Annotated in this window: 16 protein-coding genes; 8 read left to right on the top strand and 8 right to left on the bottom strand. The window is 55.8% G+C overall.

What is annotated here, in order from left to right; genetic code table 11:
- Window positions 1-5 precede the first annotated feature (5 nt).
- Complete coding sequence (locus AC0T7J_RS11610) at window positions 6-1391, bottom strand: diaminobutyrate--2-oxoglutarate transaminase (RefSeq protein WP_473794296.1); 1386 nt, start codon at window positions 1389-1391, stop codon at window positions 6-8.
- A 467-nt stretch (window positions 1392-1858) separates the two neighbouring features.
- Window positions 1859-2434, bottom strand: a complete 576-nt coding sequence (locus AC0T7J_RS11605; RefSeq protein ID WP_473794295.1) for a TetR/AcrR family transcriptional regulator — start codon at window positions 2432-2434, stop codon at window positions 1859-1861.
- Between the two features lie 104 nt (window positions 2435-2538).
- Here AC0T7J_RS11605 and AC0T7J_RS11600 point away from each other — a divergent pair, with 104 nt between their 5' ends.
- Window positions 2539-3432, top strand: a complete 894-nt coding sequence (locus AC0T7J_RS11600) for an ABC transporter six-transmembrane domain-containing protein (RefSeq protein WP_473794293.1) — start codon at window positions 2539-2541, stop codon at window positions 3430-3432.
- A gap of 135 nt (window positions 3433-3567) precedes the next feature.
- Here AC0T7J_RS11600 and AC0T7J_RS11595 read toward each other — a convergent pair whose 3' ends face one another.
- Window positions 3568-4317 (bottom strand): NAD-dependent epimerase/dehydratase family protein, encoded by a 750-nt coding sequence (locus AC0T7J_RS11595; protein ID WP_473794291.1) that lies wholly within the window; start codon window positions 4315-4317, stop codon window positions 3568-3570.
- Window positions 4318-4612: 295 nt separating this feature from the next.
- Between AC0T7J_RS11595 and AC0T7J_RS11590 the strand changes: the two genes are divergently transcribed.
- Window positions 4613-5809, top strand: a complete 1197-nt coding sequence (locus AC0T7J_RS11590; RefSeq protein WP_473794289.1) for an MFS transporter — start codon at window positions 4613-4615, stop codon at window positions 5807-5809.
- A 424-nt stretch (window positions 5810-6233) separates the two neighbouring features.
- On the top strand, window positions 6234-6446 hold the full coding sequence (gene cspE, locus AC0T7J_RS11585) for a transcription antiterminator/RNA stability regulator CspE (RefSeq protein ID WP_003855207.1): 213 nt from the start codon (window positions 6234-6236) through the stop codon (window positions 6444-6446).
- A 178-nt stretch (window positions 6447-6624) separates the two neighbouring features.
- Here cspE and AC0T7J_RS11580 read toward each other — a convergent pair whose 3' ends face one another.
- A complete protein-coding gene (locus tag AC0T7J_RS11580) occupies window positions 6625-7641 on the bottom strand; it encodes a lipoate--protein ligase A (RefSeq protein ID WP_473794287.1) in 1017 nt (338 codons plus the stop codon).
- Window positions 7642-7873: 232 nt separating this feature from the next.
- Between AC0T7J_RS11580 and AC0T7J_RS11575 the strand changes: the two genes are divergently transcribed.
- The 5 genes from AC0T7J_RS11575 (at window position 7874) to AC0T7J_RS11555 (ending at window position 13175) form a co-directional block, all read left to right on the top strand.
- On the top strand, window positions 7874-8785 hold the full coding sequence (locus AC0T7J_RS11575; RefSeq protein WP_473794285.1) for a DMT family transporter: 912 nt from the start codon (window positions 7874-7876) through the stop codon (window positions 8783-8785).
- Between the two features lie 144 nt (window positions 8786-8929).
- Window positions 8930-10159 (top strand): MFS transporter, encoded by a 1230-nt coding sequence (locus AC0T7J_RS11570; protein ID WP_473794283.1) that lies wholly within the window; start codon window positions 8930-8932, stop codon window positions 10157-10159.
- A 26-nt stretch (window positions 10160-10185) separates the two neighbouring features.
- A complete protein-coding gene (locus AC0T7J_RS11565; RefSeq protein ID WP_473794282.1) occupies window positions 10186-11247 on the top strand; it encodes a sugar phosphate isomerase/epimerase family protein in 1062 nt (353 codons plus the stop codon).
- Between the two features lie 56 nt (window positions 11248-11303).
- The gene (locus AC0T7J_RS11560) at window positions 11304-12284 is read left to right on the top strand and encodes a LacI family DNA-binding transcriptional regulator (RefSeq protein WP_473794280.1); all 981 of its coding nucleotides are present in this window, start codon (window positions 11304-11306) and stop codon (window positions 12282-12284) included.
- 165 nt (window positions 12285-12449) lie between these two features.
- Window positions 12450-13175, top strand: coding sequence for a pirin family protein (locus AC0T7J_RS11555; RefSeq protein ID WP_323168751.1), 726 nt, complete (start codon window positions 12450-12452; stop codon window positions 13173-13175).
- Between the two features lie 41 nt (window positions 13176-13216).
- Here the strand turns inward: AC0T7J_RS11555 and AC0T7J_RS11550 are convergent, their stop codons facing one another.
- The 4 genes from AC0T7J_RS11550 to AC0T7J_RS11535 are packed head-to-tail and all read right to left on the bottom strand — an operon-like array spanning window position 13217 to window position 18004.
- Complete coding sequence (locus AC0T7J_RS11550; RefSeq protein WP_473794278.1) at window positions 13217-14038, bottom strand: alpha/beta fold hydrolase; 822 nt, start codon at window positions 14036-14038, stop codon at window positions 13217-13219.
- A gap of 48 nt (window positions 14039-14086) precedes the next feature.
- Window positions 14087-15715, bottom strand: coding sequence for an MFS transporter (locus AC0T7J_RS11545; protein WP_473794276.1), 1629 nt, complete (start codon window positions 15713-15715; stop codon window positions 14087-14089).
- The gene (locus AC0T7J_RS11540) at window positions 15702-16124 is read right to left on the bottom strand and encodes a DoxX family protein (protein WP_473794274.1); all 423 of its coding nucleotides are present in this window, start codon (window positions 16122-16124) and stop codon (window positions 15702-15704) included. The genes AC0T7J_RS11545 and AC0T7J_RS11540 overlap by 14 nt, the downstream gene beginning before the upstream one ends.
- A gap of 2 nt (window positions 16125-16126) precedes the next feature.
- Window positions 16127-18004, bottom strand: a complete 1878-nt coding sequence (locus AC0T7J_RS11535; protein WP_473794272.1) for an amidohydrolase — start codon at window positions 18002-18004, stop codon at window positions 16127-16129.
- Window positions 18005-18128 lie beyond the last annotated feature (124 nt).

Here is an 18128-nt window from a genome sequence, read left to right as displayed (position 1 = left end):
TCCACTCAAACTGGTTTCACGCCAGCTGACAGCAGGGCGTTTTCAAATTTATCCATAAACACGTCCAGTTCTGCATCTGTGATCAGCAGGGAAGGCAGCAGACGTAATACGCTGCCGTGACGTCCGCCACGCTCCAGAATCAGGCCGTTCTCAAAACATTTTTTCTGTACCAGCGCGGAGAGCTCGCCGTCTGCCGGGAAGCTGCCCATGTGATCAGCGGCTTCGTCAGGTTTCACCAGCTCAATGCCGATCATCAGACCCAGACCACGCACGTTGCCGATCACCGGGTAGCGCTGCTGCAGCTCGCCCAGTTTGCCTTTCAGCCATTCGCCCTGTGCAGCCACTTTGTCAGCGATGTTGTTATCTTTCAGCAGTTTCAGCGTGGTCAGGCCGGTCGCCATTGCGAGCTGGTTGCCACGGAAGGTGCCGGTGTGGTGGCCAGGAGACCAGGCATCGAACTCTTTCTTAATGCCCAGTACCGCCAGTGGCAGACCGCCGCCGACCGCTTTTGACATCACGATGATGTCTGGCTCAATACCGGCGTGCTCAAAGGCGAAGAATTTACCGGTACGGGCAATGCCCGCCTGAACTTCGTCGATGATCAGCAGAATGCCATGCTCTTTGGTCACTTTACGGATGCGCTGCAGCCACTCAGCCGGAGCCGGGTTAACACCGCCTTCGCCCTGAACCGCTTCCAGAATGACCGCTGCCGGTTTGCGAACGCCACTCTCAACGTCGTTGATCAGGTTTTCGAAGTAGTAGGTCAGCGCTTTCACGCCCGCTTCACCGCCAATGCCCAGTGGGCAGCGGTAGAGGTGCGGATAAGGCATGAACTGCACTTCCGGCATCATGCCATCGACGGCTTCTTTCGGTGACAGGTTGCCGGTGACCGACAGCGCGCCGTGGGTCATGCCGTGATACGCACCAGAGAAGCTGATGATGCCCGAACGACCGGTGTGTTTTTTCGCCAGTTTCAGCGCCGCTTCAACGGCATCCGCGCCCGATGGGCCGGTAAACTGCAGGCAGTACTCTTTGCCCTGGCCCGGTAATAACGAGAGCAGGTACTCAGAGAACGCATCTTTTAACGGCGTGGTTAAATCAAGAGTATGTAACGGCAAGCCGCTTGTAATGACATTTTGAATGCTCTGCAGAACGTCTGGATGGTTATGACCCAATGCCAGCGTTCCGGCCCCTGCAAGACAGTCGAGATACTGATTATTCTCGACGTCTGTGATCCAGACACCCTGTGCTTTTGCAATCGCGAACGGCAATTTGCGAGGATAACTTCGAACGTTTGATTCAAATTCAGCCTGACGGGCTAAATAGGTTTCATTGGTTGCGTTTAAGTTCTGTGCATTCAAACTATCAATACGGACTTTATCCGTCATCATATCTCTCCTACAACCGGGACGGGTGTAGCGTCGCAGTTGAATAAATGTATTTAAATGGGGGTATGTGTTTTAAGCGCGGCCAATATAGGTGTTTTTAAGGTCCGACTCAATGTTTAATTTTATCAGCAGGGAGCAGATTCTTTGCTATAGGAATCAAACAGTTGGTGGGTTTGTGAACGTATACATTATTGCCGCTTCGCTAATCCGTTGTTAATAAGTGGCGTAAAAACACCAGCTTAACTGGTGCGGGGTGCACTAACACAATGATAATAATCTGTGTAAACAGCTGTTTCCGGGGCAAAACGCTATCAAAAAGGGGACTTTTCAGATGGAAAAAGCATAAGTCAGTCTGGCTGAAGAAGCTGCATTTATACCGGGTTAAAAGCGCAGACTAATTAAAATAATAAACCTTTCATTAACAATTATTTAAAAATTGGCATTAATAAGACCGATATAACGCGTCAAACCTACGTCAGGACATCGTTAATAAATTGCGTTAAGTCAGCCATTCCTTCATTTGCCTTTTTCTCTGACGGATTGATGGTGAGCAAATCGGCATAACCGTTAAGCATCGCGCTGATTTGCCGGGCGGTGCGTGGAATATCGGTGCAACGCCATGTTTCGTCAGTGACACCGTCACGAATTATTCCCTCCACCAGCGCCTGCCATGCTGCCGTCATCTCTTCTGCCAGCGCGGCAAAGGCTGCTTGATGCGCAGCCATCTGCCAGAATGAAGCATAAAGTTGCCAGGTTGCATCTGGTGCGCTCGGCAGATGACTTTCGAACAGCGTCAGCAACCTCTGGCGGGGAGTGAGTAAAGTCAGAGAGTGAGCAAAATTGTCAAAATCCACGTGCATAAAGCGTTCCAGCGCTGCCAGGCAGAGCGACTGCCAGTTGCTGAAATAGTGATAAATATGACTGCGTGAAATGCCCACCGACTCAGTGAGTTCTCGTGTGGTCACTTTCTCGATCCCTTTCTCGATAAATAACACTATCGCGACATCCAGGATTTTGGTTCTCAGTGCTTCAGCTGACTCTTTCATCTCTTTCTCAATAAGTGTCACGTTGACTTTGAGCAACCGCTCAAATAGACTGCTTTTCGTACTTGAGCAACCGCTCAAGACTCATGATATCAGAAACAGAAACTATGCATTCCTCAAAAACGATCCTGCCGGTAGCAAAATCCCGCAGTGCTATTCTGACATTAAAAATGCTCGGCCGTCGCCATAGCCGCAAGCTGTTCCTCACGCTGCTGCTGGTGGTGGCGGAAAATGTCATGTATCTCCTCTATCCGCTACTGGCGGGCTTCGCTATCAATGCGATTCTTTCTGGCAGAACCTGGCATGCGGTGCTCTATGCGGCGATGGTGTTTATCATGTGGGCCATCGGGGCGGCACGACGCAGTGTGGATACCCGCACCTTTGCTCGTATTTATGCCGGGCTGGCCGTGCCGGTGATTGTGGCACAGCGCAGCGAAAACCAAAGCGCGTCCACCATTGCCGCGCGGGTGGCCTTGTCACGGGAGTTTGTCGACTTTTTCGAGAAACATCTGCCGGTGCTGATAACTTCGCTGGCGTCCATGACTGGTGCCGCGGTGATGCTGCTGGCTATCGAGTTCTGGACCGGCGCGGGTTGTCTGGCGATCCTGCTGTTCTTCGCCTGTTTCCTGCCAGGGTTTACCCGCAAGAACGACGCGTTATTTAGTCGTCTGAATAATCGGCTGGAGAAAGAGGTGAGCTTTGTCAGCAACGCTAACGCTGCGTCACTGGACCGTCACTATGGCGTGCTGGCCAGTCTGCGGATCCGTCTCTCCGATCGGGAAGCCTGGGGTTATCTGGCCATCGGTAGCGTGGCAGCGCTGCTATTTGCTGTCACCATTGCGGTAATGTCGAACCGTGGCGGGACCAATCCGGGTCACATCTATTCGGTGATGACCTATATGTGGATGTTTGCCATGAGCCTGGATGATGGCCCACAGCTACTGGAGAAATATTCCCAGCTGAAAGACATCGGTCGCCGGGTGAATACCGGCGCGCACTGATTTGGCCCGTTCAGCCGCTGCCTTCTTTTGGGCGTTGTCTCAGTTGAGAGCTGAAGCCGCCGCCGGACAGGCCGGCGGCAACGAAGGTGAAGAATAACGCCCCGACTCCAGACCGATAGCGGCGCAGGGGACGGGCTAATAATCCAGTTCCCCCGGCGCAAATGCCCTGAATGCGTTATCAGACGGCGTATAGCCCAGCACCTCTCGCGTCTGTGTCAGATCAAAGCGTTTGAAACGGTTATCAGAAATGCCGTAGCCAATAAAGAAGGTGATCTTCTCTGCCTCGACCGCACCGGTCAGCAATCTGACGGCATCTTCCGGACTCAGCCAGGCGCTGTAATCCCGTGCATTATGCAGGCTGTTATCCAGTTCAGGTTCAAACGCCCCGATTCTCAGCGCCACACAACTCAACCCGTGCTGGCTGGCATAGAAGGCGCAAAGTGCTTCACCATAACATTTGGTGACGCCATACAGATTCGCGGGAGAGACGGCCATGCCAGGATGTATCTGCACATCTTTCGGGTAGCCCTCAATGGTCTGCGCACTGCTGGCAAAGATCAGACGACGACAGTGGTGCTCAGCTGCTGACTTGAGTATCCAGGTGGTAGAGAGAATATTGGCGGGCAGCAGATCGTCGAAACTGGCCTGCGCATCGGGGATACCGGCGAGATGGATGACGGTATCGACAGGTTGTTCAGCCAGTAATTTTTCCGCCGCACCAGGTTGTGACAGATCCGCCGTGATAAAGCGGTGGGGAGCGGGGATCGCGTAGTCCGGCTCGCGCAAATCGGTCAGGATAAAACGGTAGTTGTTCTGGCTGGCCGCAAAGAAAGTGCGCCCGATGCGCCCGCTTGCACCGGTAAGAAGGATTACTCTGGTCGTCATCTGCTGATTCCTGTCAGGCAAAAGAAACGCTGAGAGGTCAGTAAAACAGAGATTCCCGATTCAGACCTGCGTGGCCTTTCCGGGTTGTGATCTTGCACAGGTCGCTCCGTGGCAGAGCTGCACAGATAAAGCCTCACGTTACCGCAGCCTTCACTGTGCGCCAGATCACATAAATGGGTTGCTATGCGCAGCCTGACTTTTTATAGTCTGCCCGCTTCACCCGGACGGGAACACGCTCTGCTTTCTCTCTCCGGCTCACTTCAGTTTTTTCAGTTCTGGCCATTGGGAATCAATTTTGTTAAGAAAAAATCATAGAACCGACGATGCCGGTTTTGTCCGCTGGGCATTACTGGCCCTCGCGCTGGGCGGCTTTGGCATCGGAACCGGTGAGTTCATCATGATGGGCCTGCTGCCAGATGTCTCACGCTCCCTGGCGATTACCGAGCCGCAGGCAGGTAACGCCATCGCCAGTTACGCGCTGGGCGTGGTGGTCGGCGCGCCGTTTATAGCGGTGCTGGCGGCGCGAATGGCACGTAAATCGCTGCTGCTGATCCTGATGGCGCTGTTCAGCATCGGTAATGTTGCCAGCGCGATGGCCGACGGTTATCACGGCCTGCTCGTGGCGCGTTTTCTGACCGGCCTGCCTCATGGTGCCTACTTTGGTGTGGCGTCGCTGGTAGCCGCCTCGCTGGTGCCGGTTGAACGTCGTGGCCGCGCGCTGGCGTCACTGATGCTGGGACTGACGGTGGCGACCCTGATTGGTGTGCCGCTGGGCTCCTGGATAGGGCAGTTATTTAGCTGGCACGTGGTGTTCACCTTTGTGGGCGCAATTGGTCTGCTGACCTGCCTGCTGATTGGCCGCTATGTCCCTTACACGCCAGGCGATGTGGATGCGCATCCGCTGCGGGAACTGGGCGCGCTGAAAAACGCGCAGGTGCTGCTGACCCTGCTGGTGGGGGCGGTAGGCTTTGGCGGGATGTTCGCTATTTTCAGTTATATCGCGCCGACGCTGATTAACATTGCTGGCATCTCCCCCTCGCTGATCCCCTGGGCGATGGTGGCGTTTGGGCTGGGAATGATCATCGGCAATCTGGTGGGTGGCCGTCTGGCTGATGGCCCGGTGCTGAATATTATTGGCTGGACGCTGTTATGGAACGTGCTGGTAATGCTGGCCTTCCCGGTGCTGGTTCAGCATGTGGCAACCGGCCTGCTGGCCACGTTCCTGATCGGCACCTGCTCAGTGCTGCTGCCGTCGTTGCAGATTCGCCTGATGGATGTCGCCAATGAATCGCAAACTCTGGCGGCTGCGATGAATCACTCGGCGCTGAACATTGCCAATGCGATGGGCGCGTATCTGGGGGGCCTGACGGTGTCGCTGGGCTATGGCTGGATCTCCACCGCCTGGGTGGGCGTTGCGCTGGGCGTGGCCGGTCTGATGGTCTTTGTGCTCACGGCGCGACATGCTGCCCGCCAGCAGACTCAACTGGCCTGAGTTCTATAAAGCAGGGCGCAGCGATACTGTTTGTCGTTGCGCTTTATTGCTACAGGGCCACCGCATAATTTTCCAGCAATGATTAACCGCACTATTATTTACTCTCTGACCGTTCAGTGAAAATTATCATTCTGCCAGCCCTGATATTTCAAAATGCTCGGAAAATCAACAAGGGCGCTCCGGACGTCTGGATGTTAAAAGTAAATTAAAATAATGTTTGCTAATGTCGGTGTGGCGTGGCTTAATAGCGTCATCGGTTTGGAACACAGACCTTATCAAAGCAGTTTTAGTAAAGCAGTCCTCAGTGCAAGCGATATCACAAGATACCCTTATTCATGAGTCTCCTCCTAAAAGCCTGGTAAGTTACCTTCTGAAAGACAGGCCATCTCCGCCACTTAGTGGCTCATAAATTAAGGAATTATCGATGTCTAATAAAATGACTGGTTTAGTAAAATGGTTTGACGCTGGTAAAGGTTTCGGTTTTATCTCTCCTCAGGATGGCAGCAAAGATGTATTCGTACATTTCTCTGCAATTCAGAGCAACGATTATAAAACTCTGGACGAAGGTCAGCAGGTCGAATTCACTATTGAAAACGGCGCTAAAGGTCCTTCAGCGGCAAACGTTGTCCCTATGTAAGCCTTAATTATCAATAGCGCTTATCATCGCGTGACGGCAATAGCCTCAGCAGATAAGCCTGATATTGATAATTAATTAAAACCCGCCTTGTGCGGGTTTTTTGCGTTTATGATTTGCCGGATTTTTACGCGATGTTTTTTGCCCGCGCCAGATATCCGCGTGGGCCAGTAAAAAATGTTCAGCGCACGCTGGCGATCAGCCACTGCTGCAATTCTGTCAGCTCCGCACGTTGCTCCGGGAAATCCGCAATAAGCTGAATCAGCACCGGTTCAAGGGCATCGGGCCGATAGGTCACACCCTGTAACCGCTGCGCCAGCGCTTCCAGAGGCGCGGGGTTGAGGCTGTCGCTGAAAATCTGACAGCGGCTGATCACGCCGCGTTCTACATCGAAATGAATCTCCACACCGCCCCAGACAAAACGCTGGTCCAGCAGGTGCGAGAAATCGGGTGCCTGACCGAAATTCCACTCCCAGCTACTCTGCTTTGCGAACTGCTCTGTGAAACCCGGCAGATCGGGCAGGGCGTCGGGAGAGATCCTCTCCGGTTCACAGCGTTCACCGTAATAGTTGAAAAATGCGTCCGTCACCGCGGAGCAGATCGCCTGATAGCTGATGCCCGGCGTTAACTCCGCCAGGTTGGTGACTCTGGCACGCACTGAGGTTATCCCTTTCGCCTGCAATTTTTTCACATCCGGATTGAGGTAATCCGCCAGGCGGGAGAGGTCGGCATCCATCAGAATAGTGCCGTGATGGAAACCGCGATCCGGCGTTTCGCGGTAGGCGGAACCGGAAATTTTGCGTAGCCCCTCAGCCGTGTTCACCACTAAATCATTACGACCGGACGCTTCCGCAGGGACACCCAGCGCGTTCAGCGCACGCAGGATGATCTCAGTCGAGACGCTTTTATCATACTCCGGCTTGCCGGCCATAAAGGTAAAACAGCAATTGCCGAGATCGTGAAACACCGCACCACCGCCGCTGCTGCGACGCGCCAGGCGGATGCCATCTTCTGCCATGCGTCGGGTGTTGCACTCTTTCCACGGATTCTGTGCCCGCCCGATCACCACCGTCTCCGCATTACGCCACAAAAACAGCACCCGCTGGGTGGCCGGCATCTGGCGGAAAATGCACTCTTCTACCGCCAGGTTAAACCAGGGATCGTTGGATTCAGATAACAGTAAACGCAGCGTGGACATCGGTGACTCCCGTTCCTTAAGAGAAGAGGCCCATAAAGCAGGGCAGAAGGCAGAGTGTACCAGTCGGGGCGCAGGCCAGCATGCCTCTTCATGCCGTGATGCCGCGGCAAAAAAAGATAAAATGCTGTCTGCAGGGTAATCGCGGCAGATTGGAGTAGGACATTATGACAATATGGATAAGGAGTGTGCTGATTCCCCTGCTTATTTTCCCTTTTGAGAGATCAAAAACCGTATGAACGCTTCCGCTGGCATAGCGATGAAGATCACCGCTGCATTGAGTAGTACGCTGATGCTGGCCTGTGTAAAAGAACTCGATGGGGCAATACCGGTCGGCGAAGTGATATTTTTTCGCTCGCTGCTGGCACTGGTGCCGCTGTTAATCTGGCTGCGCGTGCAGGGCAGCGTGCTGGATGGCATTCGCACCCGCAATATCCGTGGGCATTTTGTGCGCGGCCTGGCCGGAACCGGCGGTCTCTATTTCAGTTATCTGTCGCTGCTCTATATTTCTTTAACCGACGCCACGGCTATCAACTATGCCGCGCCGCTGTTTACCGTGCTGCTGGCGGCGCTGCTGCTGCGGGAAAAAGTGCGTCACCATCGCTGGGTCGCGGTCTTTACCGGTTTCAGCGGCATCCTAGTGATGTTCTCCGGGCATCTTACACTGACGCGCCAGGCGACATTCTCACTCTCTGCATCGGCCGGCATTCTGCTGGCGTTGATGGCGGCCTTCTGTACCGCCTGTGCGCTCGTGCAGATCCGCTTTCTTAACGGCAAAGAGAAACCGGGCGCCATCGCTTTCTGGTTCGCTATCACCACGGCCCTGACGTCGCTGGTTACGCTGCCAGGCGGCTGGAAAGTGCCGCATGGCAATCAGCTGGCGTTACTGGTTGGGTGTGGGCTGCTGGGCGGTATCACTCAGATTCTGATGACCCTGAGCCTGCGCTATGCCGAAGCGTCGTTGCTGGCCCCGTTCGACTACACCACCTTAATCTGGTCAGTGGCGGTGGGGTATCTGCTGCTCGGCAATCTGCCAGCCTCCATTACGGTGATGGGTGCGATTCTGGTGGTGGCTGGCGGCCTTTATTCGCTGCTGTATGAGCGTTACCGCTTCCGTAAAGCGCGGGTAGTTAATGCCAGTCGCTAACCGGCCCGCCTGACATCGCCTTATGACTGCCAGAGTGATAACGCAGAGTTAATAATTTGTGATCGCGGCGCAGGAACCGACGGCTGCATTCGTATAGTTTATGAACAATCAGAATGTAATCGATTACTTATTCGTGAGGTTCCCATGATCGCAACAGTGCAGGAGAGAGCAGGCCAGCAGGTGCAGCATAAGCTGCTGGTGCCGCGCCTCTCTCTGATGATGTTTATGCAGTTCTTTATCTGGGGCAGCTGGTCGGTGACGCTGGGACTGGTAATGACACGCCACAATATGCCGTTGCTGATTGGGGATGCGTTTTCGGCCGGGCCTATCGCCTCGATTCTCTCGCCGTTTGTGCTCGGCATGCTGGTGGATCGCTTTTTTTCCTCGCAGAAAGTGATGGCTGTGATGAACCTGGCGGGCGCTGCGATTCTCTGGTTCGTGCCCCAGGCGCTAATTGCGGAGAACGGAGCGCAACTGATCGCACTGCTATTTGGCTATACGCTCTGCTTTATGCCGACGCTGGCGCTTTCAAATAACATCGCGTTTCACAGCCTCGCCAGCAGCGAGAAAAGCTTTCCCATCGTCAGAGTCTTCGGCACCATCGGCTGGATCGTGGCGGGGATCTTTATCGGCGTAACGGGCATTGCTGATAGCGTGGCAGTGTTCCAGCTGGCGGCGCTCTGTTCGGTATTGCTGGCAATCTACAGCCTGACGCTGCCACATACGCCCGCGCCGGCCAAAGGATTGCCGTTAAAAGTCCGCGATCTCTTCTGCGCCGATGCCTTCGCACTGCTGCGACTGCGTCATTTTCTGGTCTTTGCGCTGTGTGCCACCCTGATCTCTATTCCGCTCGGCACCTACTACGCCTTTACCGCCTCCTGGCTGGCGGATGCCGGCATCCGGGAAGTCAGCACCCTGATGTCACTGGGTCAGATGTCTGAAATTGTTTTCATGCTGATCATTCCGTTGCTGTTCCGACGTCTTGGCGTGAAAGCCATGCTGCTGATTGGCATGACTGCGTGGTTTGTCCGCTATGCACTGTTTGCGCTGGGCATGAGTGATGAGACGCGCACGCTGATTTATCTGGGCATTCTGCTGCATGGCGTCTGCTATGACTTCTTCTTTGTGGTGGGATTCATCTACACCGATCGGATCGCCGGTGAAAAGGTCAAGGGGCAGGCGCAGAGCATGGTGGTGATGTTCACCTATGGCATCGGCATGCTGCTGGGGTCGCAAATCTCCGGGGCGCTTTACAATCAGCTGGTGGCGGGTAACGCCAGCGCAGAGAGCTGGGCGATATTCTGGTGGATCCCTGCCGTGGCTGCTGCGGTGATTGCGATTATTTTCTTCTTCTCATTCAAATACCGTGACTGAGCGGTCACTGAACTCAGGAGTCACAGATGAAAACAGTTAAGGGGCCGGGCATCTTCCTTTCACAATTTATCACCACGCAGCCACCTTTTAACTCGCTGGAAGGTCTGGCGGCGTGGGCTGCGGGGCTGGGTTACCGGGCGCTGCAGATCCCCTGCCATCAGCCGGCTATTTTCGACCTTGAAAAGGCAGCGGTCAGCCAGACTTACTGCGATGAGGTGCGAGGGATTCTGTCCGGTTTCGGGCTGGAAATCAGCGAGCTTTCCACCCATCTTGAAGGGCAACTGGTTGCCGTTAACCCCGCATACGATCTCGCTTTTGATAATTTTGCGCCTGCCGCGCTGCGAGGCGATACTGCCAGGCGTACCGACTGGGCCATCGCTACGCTGAAACGTGCGGCCGCAGCCTCTGAAAACCTCGGCCTGCACGCCCATGCCACCTTTTCCGGCTCGCTTGCCTGGCCCTGGTTTTATCCCTGGCCGCCGCATCATGAAGCGCTGTTTGATGAGGCGTTTGCTGAGCTGGCGCGCCGCTGGCTGCCGGTGCTGGATACCTTTGACCATCATGGCGTTGACCTCTGTTATGAGATTCATCCCGGCGAAGATCTGCATGACGGTGTCACGTTTGAGCGATTTTTATCGGAGGTGAATCACCACCCGCGCTGCAATATCCTGTTCGACCCCAGCCATCTTCTGCTGCAACACATCGACTATCTGCAGTTCATCGACCTTTATCATCCGCGTATCAAAGCCTTTCACGTTAAGGATGCGGAGTACCAGCTCAACGGACGCAGTGGGGTTTATGGCGGTTATCAGCCATGGCTGGCGCGTGCCGGACGTTTTCGCTCGCCAGGCGACGGCCAGATCGACTTCAGCCGCATTTTCAGTAAGCTGGCACAGTACGACTATGACGGCTGGGCGGTGCTGGAGTGGGAATGCTGTCTGAAGGATGGCGAGACCGGGGCGCGGGAAGGGGCGGCGTTTATCCGTCGGCATATCATCCCGGTGGCTGACCGCGCTTTTGATGATTTCGCTTTAGCAAAGAACGGCCCATCGATACGCCAGCAGCTGGGCCTGGATCGCGACACCTGAGGCGGCATGGTTTCAGCCGGTTTAATTTGGGTGCGTTTTAAAACAGAAGGATCGCAATGTCTATCCAGAAAATTGCCCGGATGGCGGGTGTTTCAGTCGCCACGGTTTCCCGGGTATTAAATAACAGCGACAGCGTAAAACAGGCTAATCGGCAGAAAGTCCTTGAGGCGATTAAAGAGAGCAACTACCAGCCCAACCTGCTGGCGCGCCAGTTGCGTACGGCGCGCAGCTCAATGATTCTGGTACTGGTTTCAGATATCTCCAACCCGTTCTGCGCGGAGGTGGTCAAAGGTATTGAGGAGCAGGCGGAGAAAAATGGCTATCGCATCCTGTTGTGTAACTCGGGCGCGGATATTGCCCGTTCACGATCCAGCCTGCAACTGCTCTCCGGCAAGATGGTGGATGGGATTATCACCATGGATGCATTCAGCAAACTGCCGGAGCTGAGCCAGCTGATAGGCGATGCGCCCTGGGTTCAGTGCGCCGAATATGATGATAACGGTCAAATCTCCTGCGTCGGCATTGATGATGAAATCGCTGCGCAGTCAGTGGTGCACTATCTGGCCGGGCAGGGACGTCAACGGATTGCGCTGATCAATCACGACCTCAGTTATAGATATGCCCGCCTGCGTCAGCAGGGCTACACCGACCAGCTTGATACACAGCAGCTGAGCTGGCAGGCCATCGCTTACGCCAGTGAGTTAAGCTTCAGCGCCGGTAAAGCCGCGATGAACCAGCTGCTGGCGGGCGAGACACGACCTGACGCCGTGTTTGCGGTGTCGGATACGCTGGCAGCCGGTGCCATGGCGGCAATTCAGCATGCGGGCCTGCGGATACCTCAGGACATTGCTGTTGTGGGGTTTGACGGCAGCGAACTGGCCGACATGGTTTCGCCGCCGCTGACGACCCTGGCTCAGCCCTCCAGGGCGATTGGCCGTCGTGCCTGTGAGCTGGTGCTGCAAAAAATCACCCGACCCGACTCTCCGCCACAATGCGTGATTATGCAGGGGGAACTGGTGGTGCGAGCCAGCAGCTGAAGCGTTAATCCGAATAGTCTGTCACCCGTCTTAACTTTGTCTTAATTGTCTACTAAAACGTGACAGTGATTGCCAGTTAACGCCATTGTCTGACAGTCTTGTTTACTTATATGCTGTTTCCATCGAAGGGCATTCGCACTTCCCGAATCAACGAAGGGGCAGAATATGATTGAGCAAAGATTGTCAGAGCAACGCGGCGTGGGCGATCACGGCTGGCTGAATTCACGTCACACCTTCTCTTTTGCAAACTACTGGGATCCAAAACAGGCAGGCTTTTCCGATCTGCTGGTGATCAACGATGACCGGGTAGCCAAAGGCCGCGGTTTTGGTGCCCATCCTCACAGCAATATGGAGATTATCTCCTATGTCCTTGAGGGCGCGCTGGAGCATAAAGATTCCATGGGCACCGGCTCTGTGATTGTTCCCGGCGATGTGCAACTGATGAGTGCCGGTAGCGGTGTGACGCACAGTGAGTTCAACCACTCGGGCACCGAGGGTGTTCACTTTCTGCAAATCTGGGTGGTGCCGGCAGAGAAGAACAGCCCGCCAGGCTACCAGCAGGTCTCCGTCAGCGAAGCGGATAAGCGCGGTAATCTGCGACTGATTATTTCGCCGGAAGGTGAAAACGGGGCGTTGCGGGTGCGCCAGGATATTCGCATCTATGCCGGACTGTTCCAGGGGGATGAGCAGCAGACCATCACCCTGCCGGATAACCGCTATGCGTACATTCATGTGGCGCGCGGCAGTGTCAGGGTAAATGGGCTGCAATTTAATGCCGGAGACGGTGCGCGTGTTCGCAATGAGAAAACGCTGTCGTTCAGTCACGGTGAAGGAGCGGAGGTGTTGTTATTCGATCTGCGTCCGAATGAAGTGAATCATCCAACCCGTTAAAATGAAAACTGCGCGGCTTTCACCGCGCAGTATTTTTTACATCACTGCGCGTTAAGAAACGCCAGCAGATCCTGGTTCAGTTGATCCTGATGCGTCACCGCAAAACCGTGCGGCGCATTGTCATAAACCTTGAGTTCAGCTCCCTCAATCATCTCCGCCGCTACTTTGCCGGTGGATTCAAACGGCACGATCTGGTCGTTGCTGCCGTGGATCACCAGCGTCGGCACATTGACTTTCGCCACGTCAGCGCGGAAATCGGTCTCAGCAAAGGCGGTGACACAATCCACAGTACTTTTGAGCGAGGCCATCAGCGCGATATTCAGCGTCTGCGTCATGACGCCATCAGAAACGGTCTGTCCGGCATTGGTCCCATAAAACGGCGTCGCGAACTCTTTGATAAACTGCGCGCGATCCTTAAGCAGGCCATCACGAATCCCTTCAAACACCGACATATCGACACCCTGCGGGTAATCTGCCGTTTTGCCAAAGATTGGCGTGACGGCACCGAGCAGCACCAGTGCCGCGACGCGATCGCTGCCATAGCTGCCGATATAGCGCGTGACGTCGCCGCCACCCATTGAGAAACCCACCAGCGTCACATTCTGCAGGTCAAGATGGGTGATCAAATCGTTGATGTCAGAAGCGAAGGTATCGTAATTATTACCGGTCCAGGTCTGATCAGAACGACCAAAACCACGACGGTCAAACGCAATAACCCGATAACCACGCTCCGCCAGGAAGTTCATCTGGCTGTCCCACATATCGGCATCCAGCGGCCAGCCGTGACTGAACAGAACCGGCTTACCGGTGCCCCAGTCTTTGAAGTAGATCTGTGTGCCGTCGGTCGTTTTAAAGGTGCTCATGGTATTGCCCTCTGTATGGCGTGATGGATGAAATGAGGGTGACGCCAGTCATGCTGGCGCCACCAGATAGCGAACCTCGGGTGAACGTTCACCCTGATGAAAAGCGAAAACCCGCCGCTCTATCTTTTTATCGTTGATGGTGTAGCGTTCTTTCTGACGCAGATGCTCGACCCAGGAGCCGACGACAAACGTCTCAACGAAAATGCCGGGCTGCAGAATATCTTCATACAGTGACCAGTTGATGGCGCCACCGCGACGTCTGACCCGCCGCATATCCTGCATGCAGACGGTAAAGGGATGTGCATCATCAATAGTAATCCGGTATTCATAATTCACCATCACCGGCCCGCGTTCATGCCGAATATCCAGTGCGGGCGCGTTGACGCCATCACCAATCATATCGAGATTGAGGTCGGGATCCTGGTCGAGCCGCCAGCGCCAGACGGTACTGCTGGCCAGCACCATGCCCAGGGCGGCGATGCAGAGCGACAGCGGAATGCTGAAGTGTGAGGCGAGCTGTCCCCAGAGTGCGCTGCCGGCGGTCATGGAGCCGAAGAACACCGTCAGATAGACCGCCAGCGCGCGTGCTTTCACCCATTTCGCGGCGCTGCGCTGTGCGCCGAGATTCAGCGTCGAGAGCACGGCAATCCAGGCAAATCCGGTAAAAAATTCAAACGCATTCAGTAGCCAGAAGTGCCGCACAAAAGCCAGCGCCAGCATGGTCAGGGCGAAAACAAGACTGGCGAGTACCATCAGGCGATCGGAGCTCAGGCGACGACGCAGGCTTGGCAGCAGTACCGCGCCGGTAATCGCGCCGACACCGATGCAGGCCAGCATGATGCCGTAGCCGCCAGGGCCAAGGCCGAGCTCACGACGCGCCACCAGCGGCAGCAATGCCCAGCCGGCGCTGCCAAACAGGAAGAAGGCAAAGGTCCGCACCAGCACATTACGCAATACCGGTGCTGCGTGAACGTAGCGCAGTCCGGCACGCACCGCCGGAAAGAAGTGCTCGGGCGGGAGACGCTGTACGCTCGGCTCAGCCTTCCAGCGCCAGAGCACCCACGTGACGCCCAGCACGGAGAGCGCATTGAGCAGGAAGACCATCCAGGGACCGGTGAACGAGAGGATCAGGCCACCCAGCGCCGGCCCGATGGCCCGACTGATATTAATGCCGAGGGAGTTAAGCGCGATAGCAGATCCCAGCTCCGGTTTCGTCACCAGATCCGGTACGATCGCCTGAAAGGGCGGCGAACTCATGGCGGCACCGGCGCTCAACAAGAAGGCGGCTGCCAGCAGCACTTCGGGAGTGACATGGCCGGTCCAGGCGAGCACCGTCAGCCCGCAGGCGGCGATAAAGGTCCAAAGCTGGGAAAACAGCAGATATTTGCGTCGGTCAACGATATCCGCCATCACGCCTGATGGAAGCGCGAACAGGAACATCGGCAGGCTGCTGGCCGCCTGCACCAGCGCCACGGCCAGCGGATCGGCACTCAGCGTCAGCATGCTCCAGTTCACACCCACATCATTCATCCATGAACCGATATTGGAGACGACGGTGGCGATCCACAGCATGCGAAACACCGGCCTGCGTAGCGGTTGTAATGGCGACATCTCGCCAGCGGGCTGCACCTCGGGCTGCTCCTGCTCCAGCTGGTGGATATCATTAACCTGTGCCATGACGAACCCCCTGAGGTTTTACCGCGCCGATTCGCCAGCCGCCAGGCCCGGTCAGCGCCAGCGTGGTAAAGATAATCAGCAGCAGCCAGCCGAACTGGCCTTCCGCCAGTGACCAGCCAGGGTGTACCACCAGCATTGCGACCAGCAGCACCGCGATGATCGGCAGGCAGGCAATCCGGGTACCCCAGCCGAGAATAATAAAGATCGGGCAGATGACTTCTGCCACTATCGCCGGCAGCAGGCTCATCATCGGTCCCAGACCAAACGGGTCTTCTATACGCGTCAGTTCTTCGCTGAAATGCAGAATTTTCGGCAGTCCATGCACCTGTAACAGCAGCAGACTGCCGGTCAGGCGCAGGAAGAACAGCCCCGCGTTGATGCGGGGCGATTGAGTGATAGCGTTATTCATAATTAAAACGCGAAGCAGCTGCAGCCGAGCGCGCCCCAGAAGGCGTTATCTTCGGCGACCGGCACGCTGGAACCACGGGCTATCTCATGCGAGTGGCGATGAACACCGCAGGGGCCGCTGCAGTGGTGCACGGCGGGCATCATACCCGCACGGCTCTGCGCAACCGGCGGGGCGCTGCGATAGTGACCGGGCACATTCACCACCGGTGACCACTCAGGCAGAACCGGAAAAGCGGGCGGCGCATCCGCGCTGAACGATCCGGCGGCATAGACAATATTCCCATCCACCACCGTCAGTACTGACTCAATGCCTTTAATTTCCTCTTCCGGCACGCTGAAGAAGTCTTTACTGAGCACGGCCAGATCCGCCAGAAGACCTACCTGAATCCGACCTTTTTTATTTTGTTCGCTGGAGAACCAGGCGCTGCCCTGTGTCCAGAGCATCAGCGCCGTTTCACGGTCAAGGCGGGCATTCACGTCATACATCTGCATGCCGCCCACGGTGCGACCGGAAACCAGCCAGTAGAGCGCGGTCCAGGGGTTATAACTGGCGACGCGGGTGGCATCGGTGCCGAGTCCGACCGGGACGCCGGTTTCCAGCATTTTCTGAACCGGTGGGGTATGGCGGGTGGCTTCAATACCGTAGCGTTCAGCAAAGTATTCGCCCTGGAATGCCATGCGATGCTGCACTGCAATGCCACCGCCCAGCTCTTTGATACGATCGATATTACGCTGAGTGACGGTTTCCGCGTGGTCAAAGAACCAGTGCAGACCATTAAACGGAATATCGCGGTTGACCTTCTCAAAGACATCCAGCATCCGGCTGATCGACTCGTCATAGGTTGCATGCAGACGGAAAGGCCAGCGATGTTCCACCAGATGACGCACCACACGCTCCAGCTCATCCTCCATGCCAGGCGCTAAGTCCGGACGTGGCTCCAGGAAATCTTCGAAGTCGGCAGCCGAGAACACCAGCATTTCACCTGCGCCGTTGTGACGGAAATAGTCGCTGCCCTGACCTGGCGTCAGCATGTCCGTCCACTTCTCAAAATCTTCCAGTTCATGACCCGGACGCTGAGTGAAGAGGTTGTAGGCGATACGCAGCGTCATCTGCTTTTTCTGATGCAGTTCAGCGATCACTTCGTAATCTTCGGGATAGTTCTGGAAGCCGCCGCCCGCATCAATGGCGCTGGTCAGACCCAGTCGATTCAGCTCGCGCATAAACTGACGGGTCGAGTTGACCTGCTGTTCCAGCGGCAGTTTCGGTCCTTTGGCCAGGGTGGCGTAGAGGATCATGGCATTGGGACGGGCGATCAGCAGGCCGGTGGGATTGCCGTTGCTGTCGCGCTGGATTTCGCCTCCCGGCGGGTTCGGTGTCTCTTTGGTGTAACCGATAACTTTCAGCGCTGCGCGATTGAGCAGGGCGCGGTCATAAAGATGCAGCACGAAGACTGGCGTATCGGGCGCCGCCTCGTTGATCTCATCCAGCGTCGGCATCCGCCGCTCGGCAAACTGGAACTCGGTCCAGCCGCCTACCACACGCACCCACTGCGGTGACGGCGTGCGCAGCGCCTGCTCTTTCAGCATCCGCAGCGCATCGGCAACCGACGGAACCCCTTCCCAGCGCAGCTCAAGGTTGTAGTTCAGCCCCCCACGAATCAGGTGAAGGTGGGAATCGTTCAGGCCCGGCACGGCGGTGTGACCTTTCAGATCGATCACTTTAGTGCCGTCGCAGTGATACTCCATCGCCTCTGCCAGTGTGCCTACCGCAACGAATTTGCCATCACGAATTGCAACGGCTTCTGCCACCGGATTGCTGCGGTCAACAGTATGAAATTTGCCATGGGTCAGTATCAGTTCTGCTTTACCCAGCGTAACCATAGATCCTCCTCAACGGGGTTGTCCGACATAGCGCGGGACAGGAAGTGCCGCAGATAACAGGGCACGAATAAGCCGGATTATGGTGAGCGGGCTAATGCGTCGTCTAGTTATACAGAGGGATACC

The organism is Pantoea sp. E956-1, from assembly GCF_982223955.1.
The sequence above is the reverse complement of the archived record's forward strand: the minus strand, read 5'-3'. Positions and strand labels throughout refer to the sequence as shown.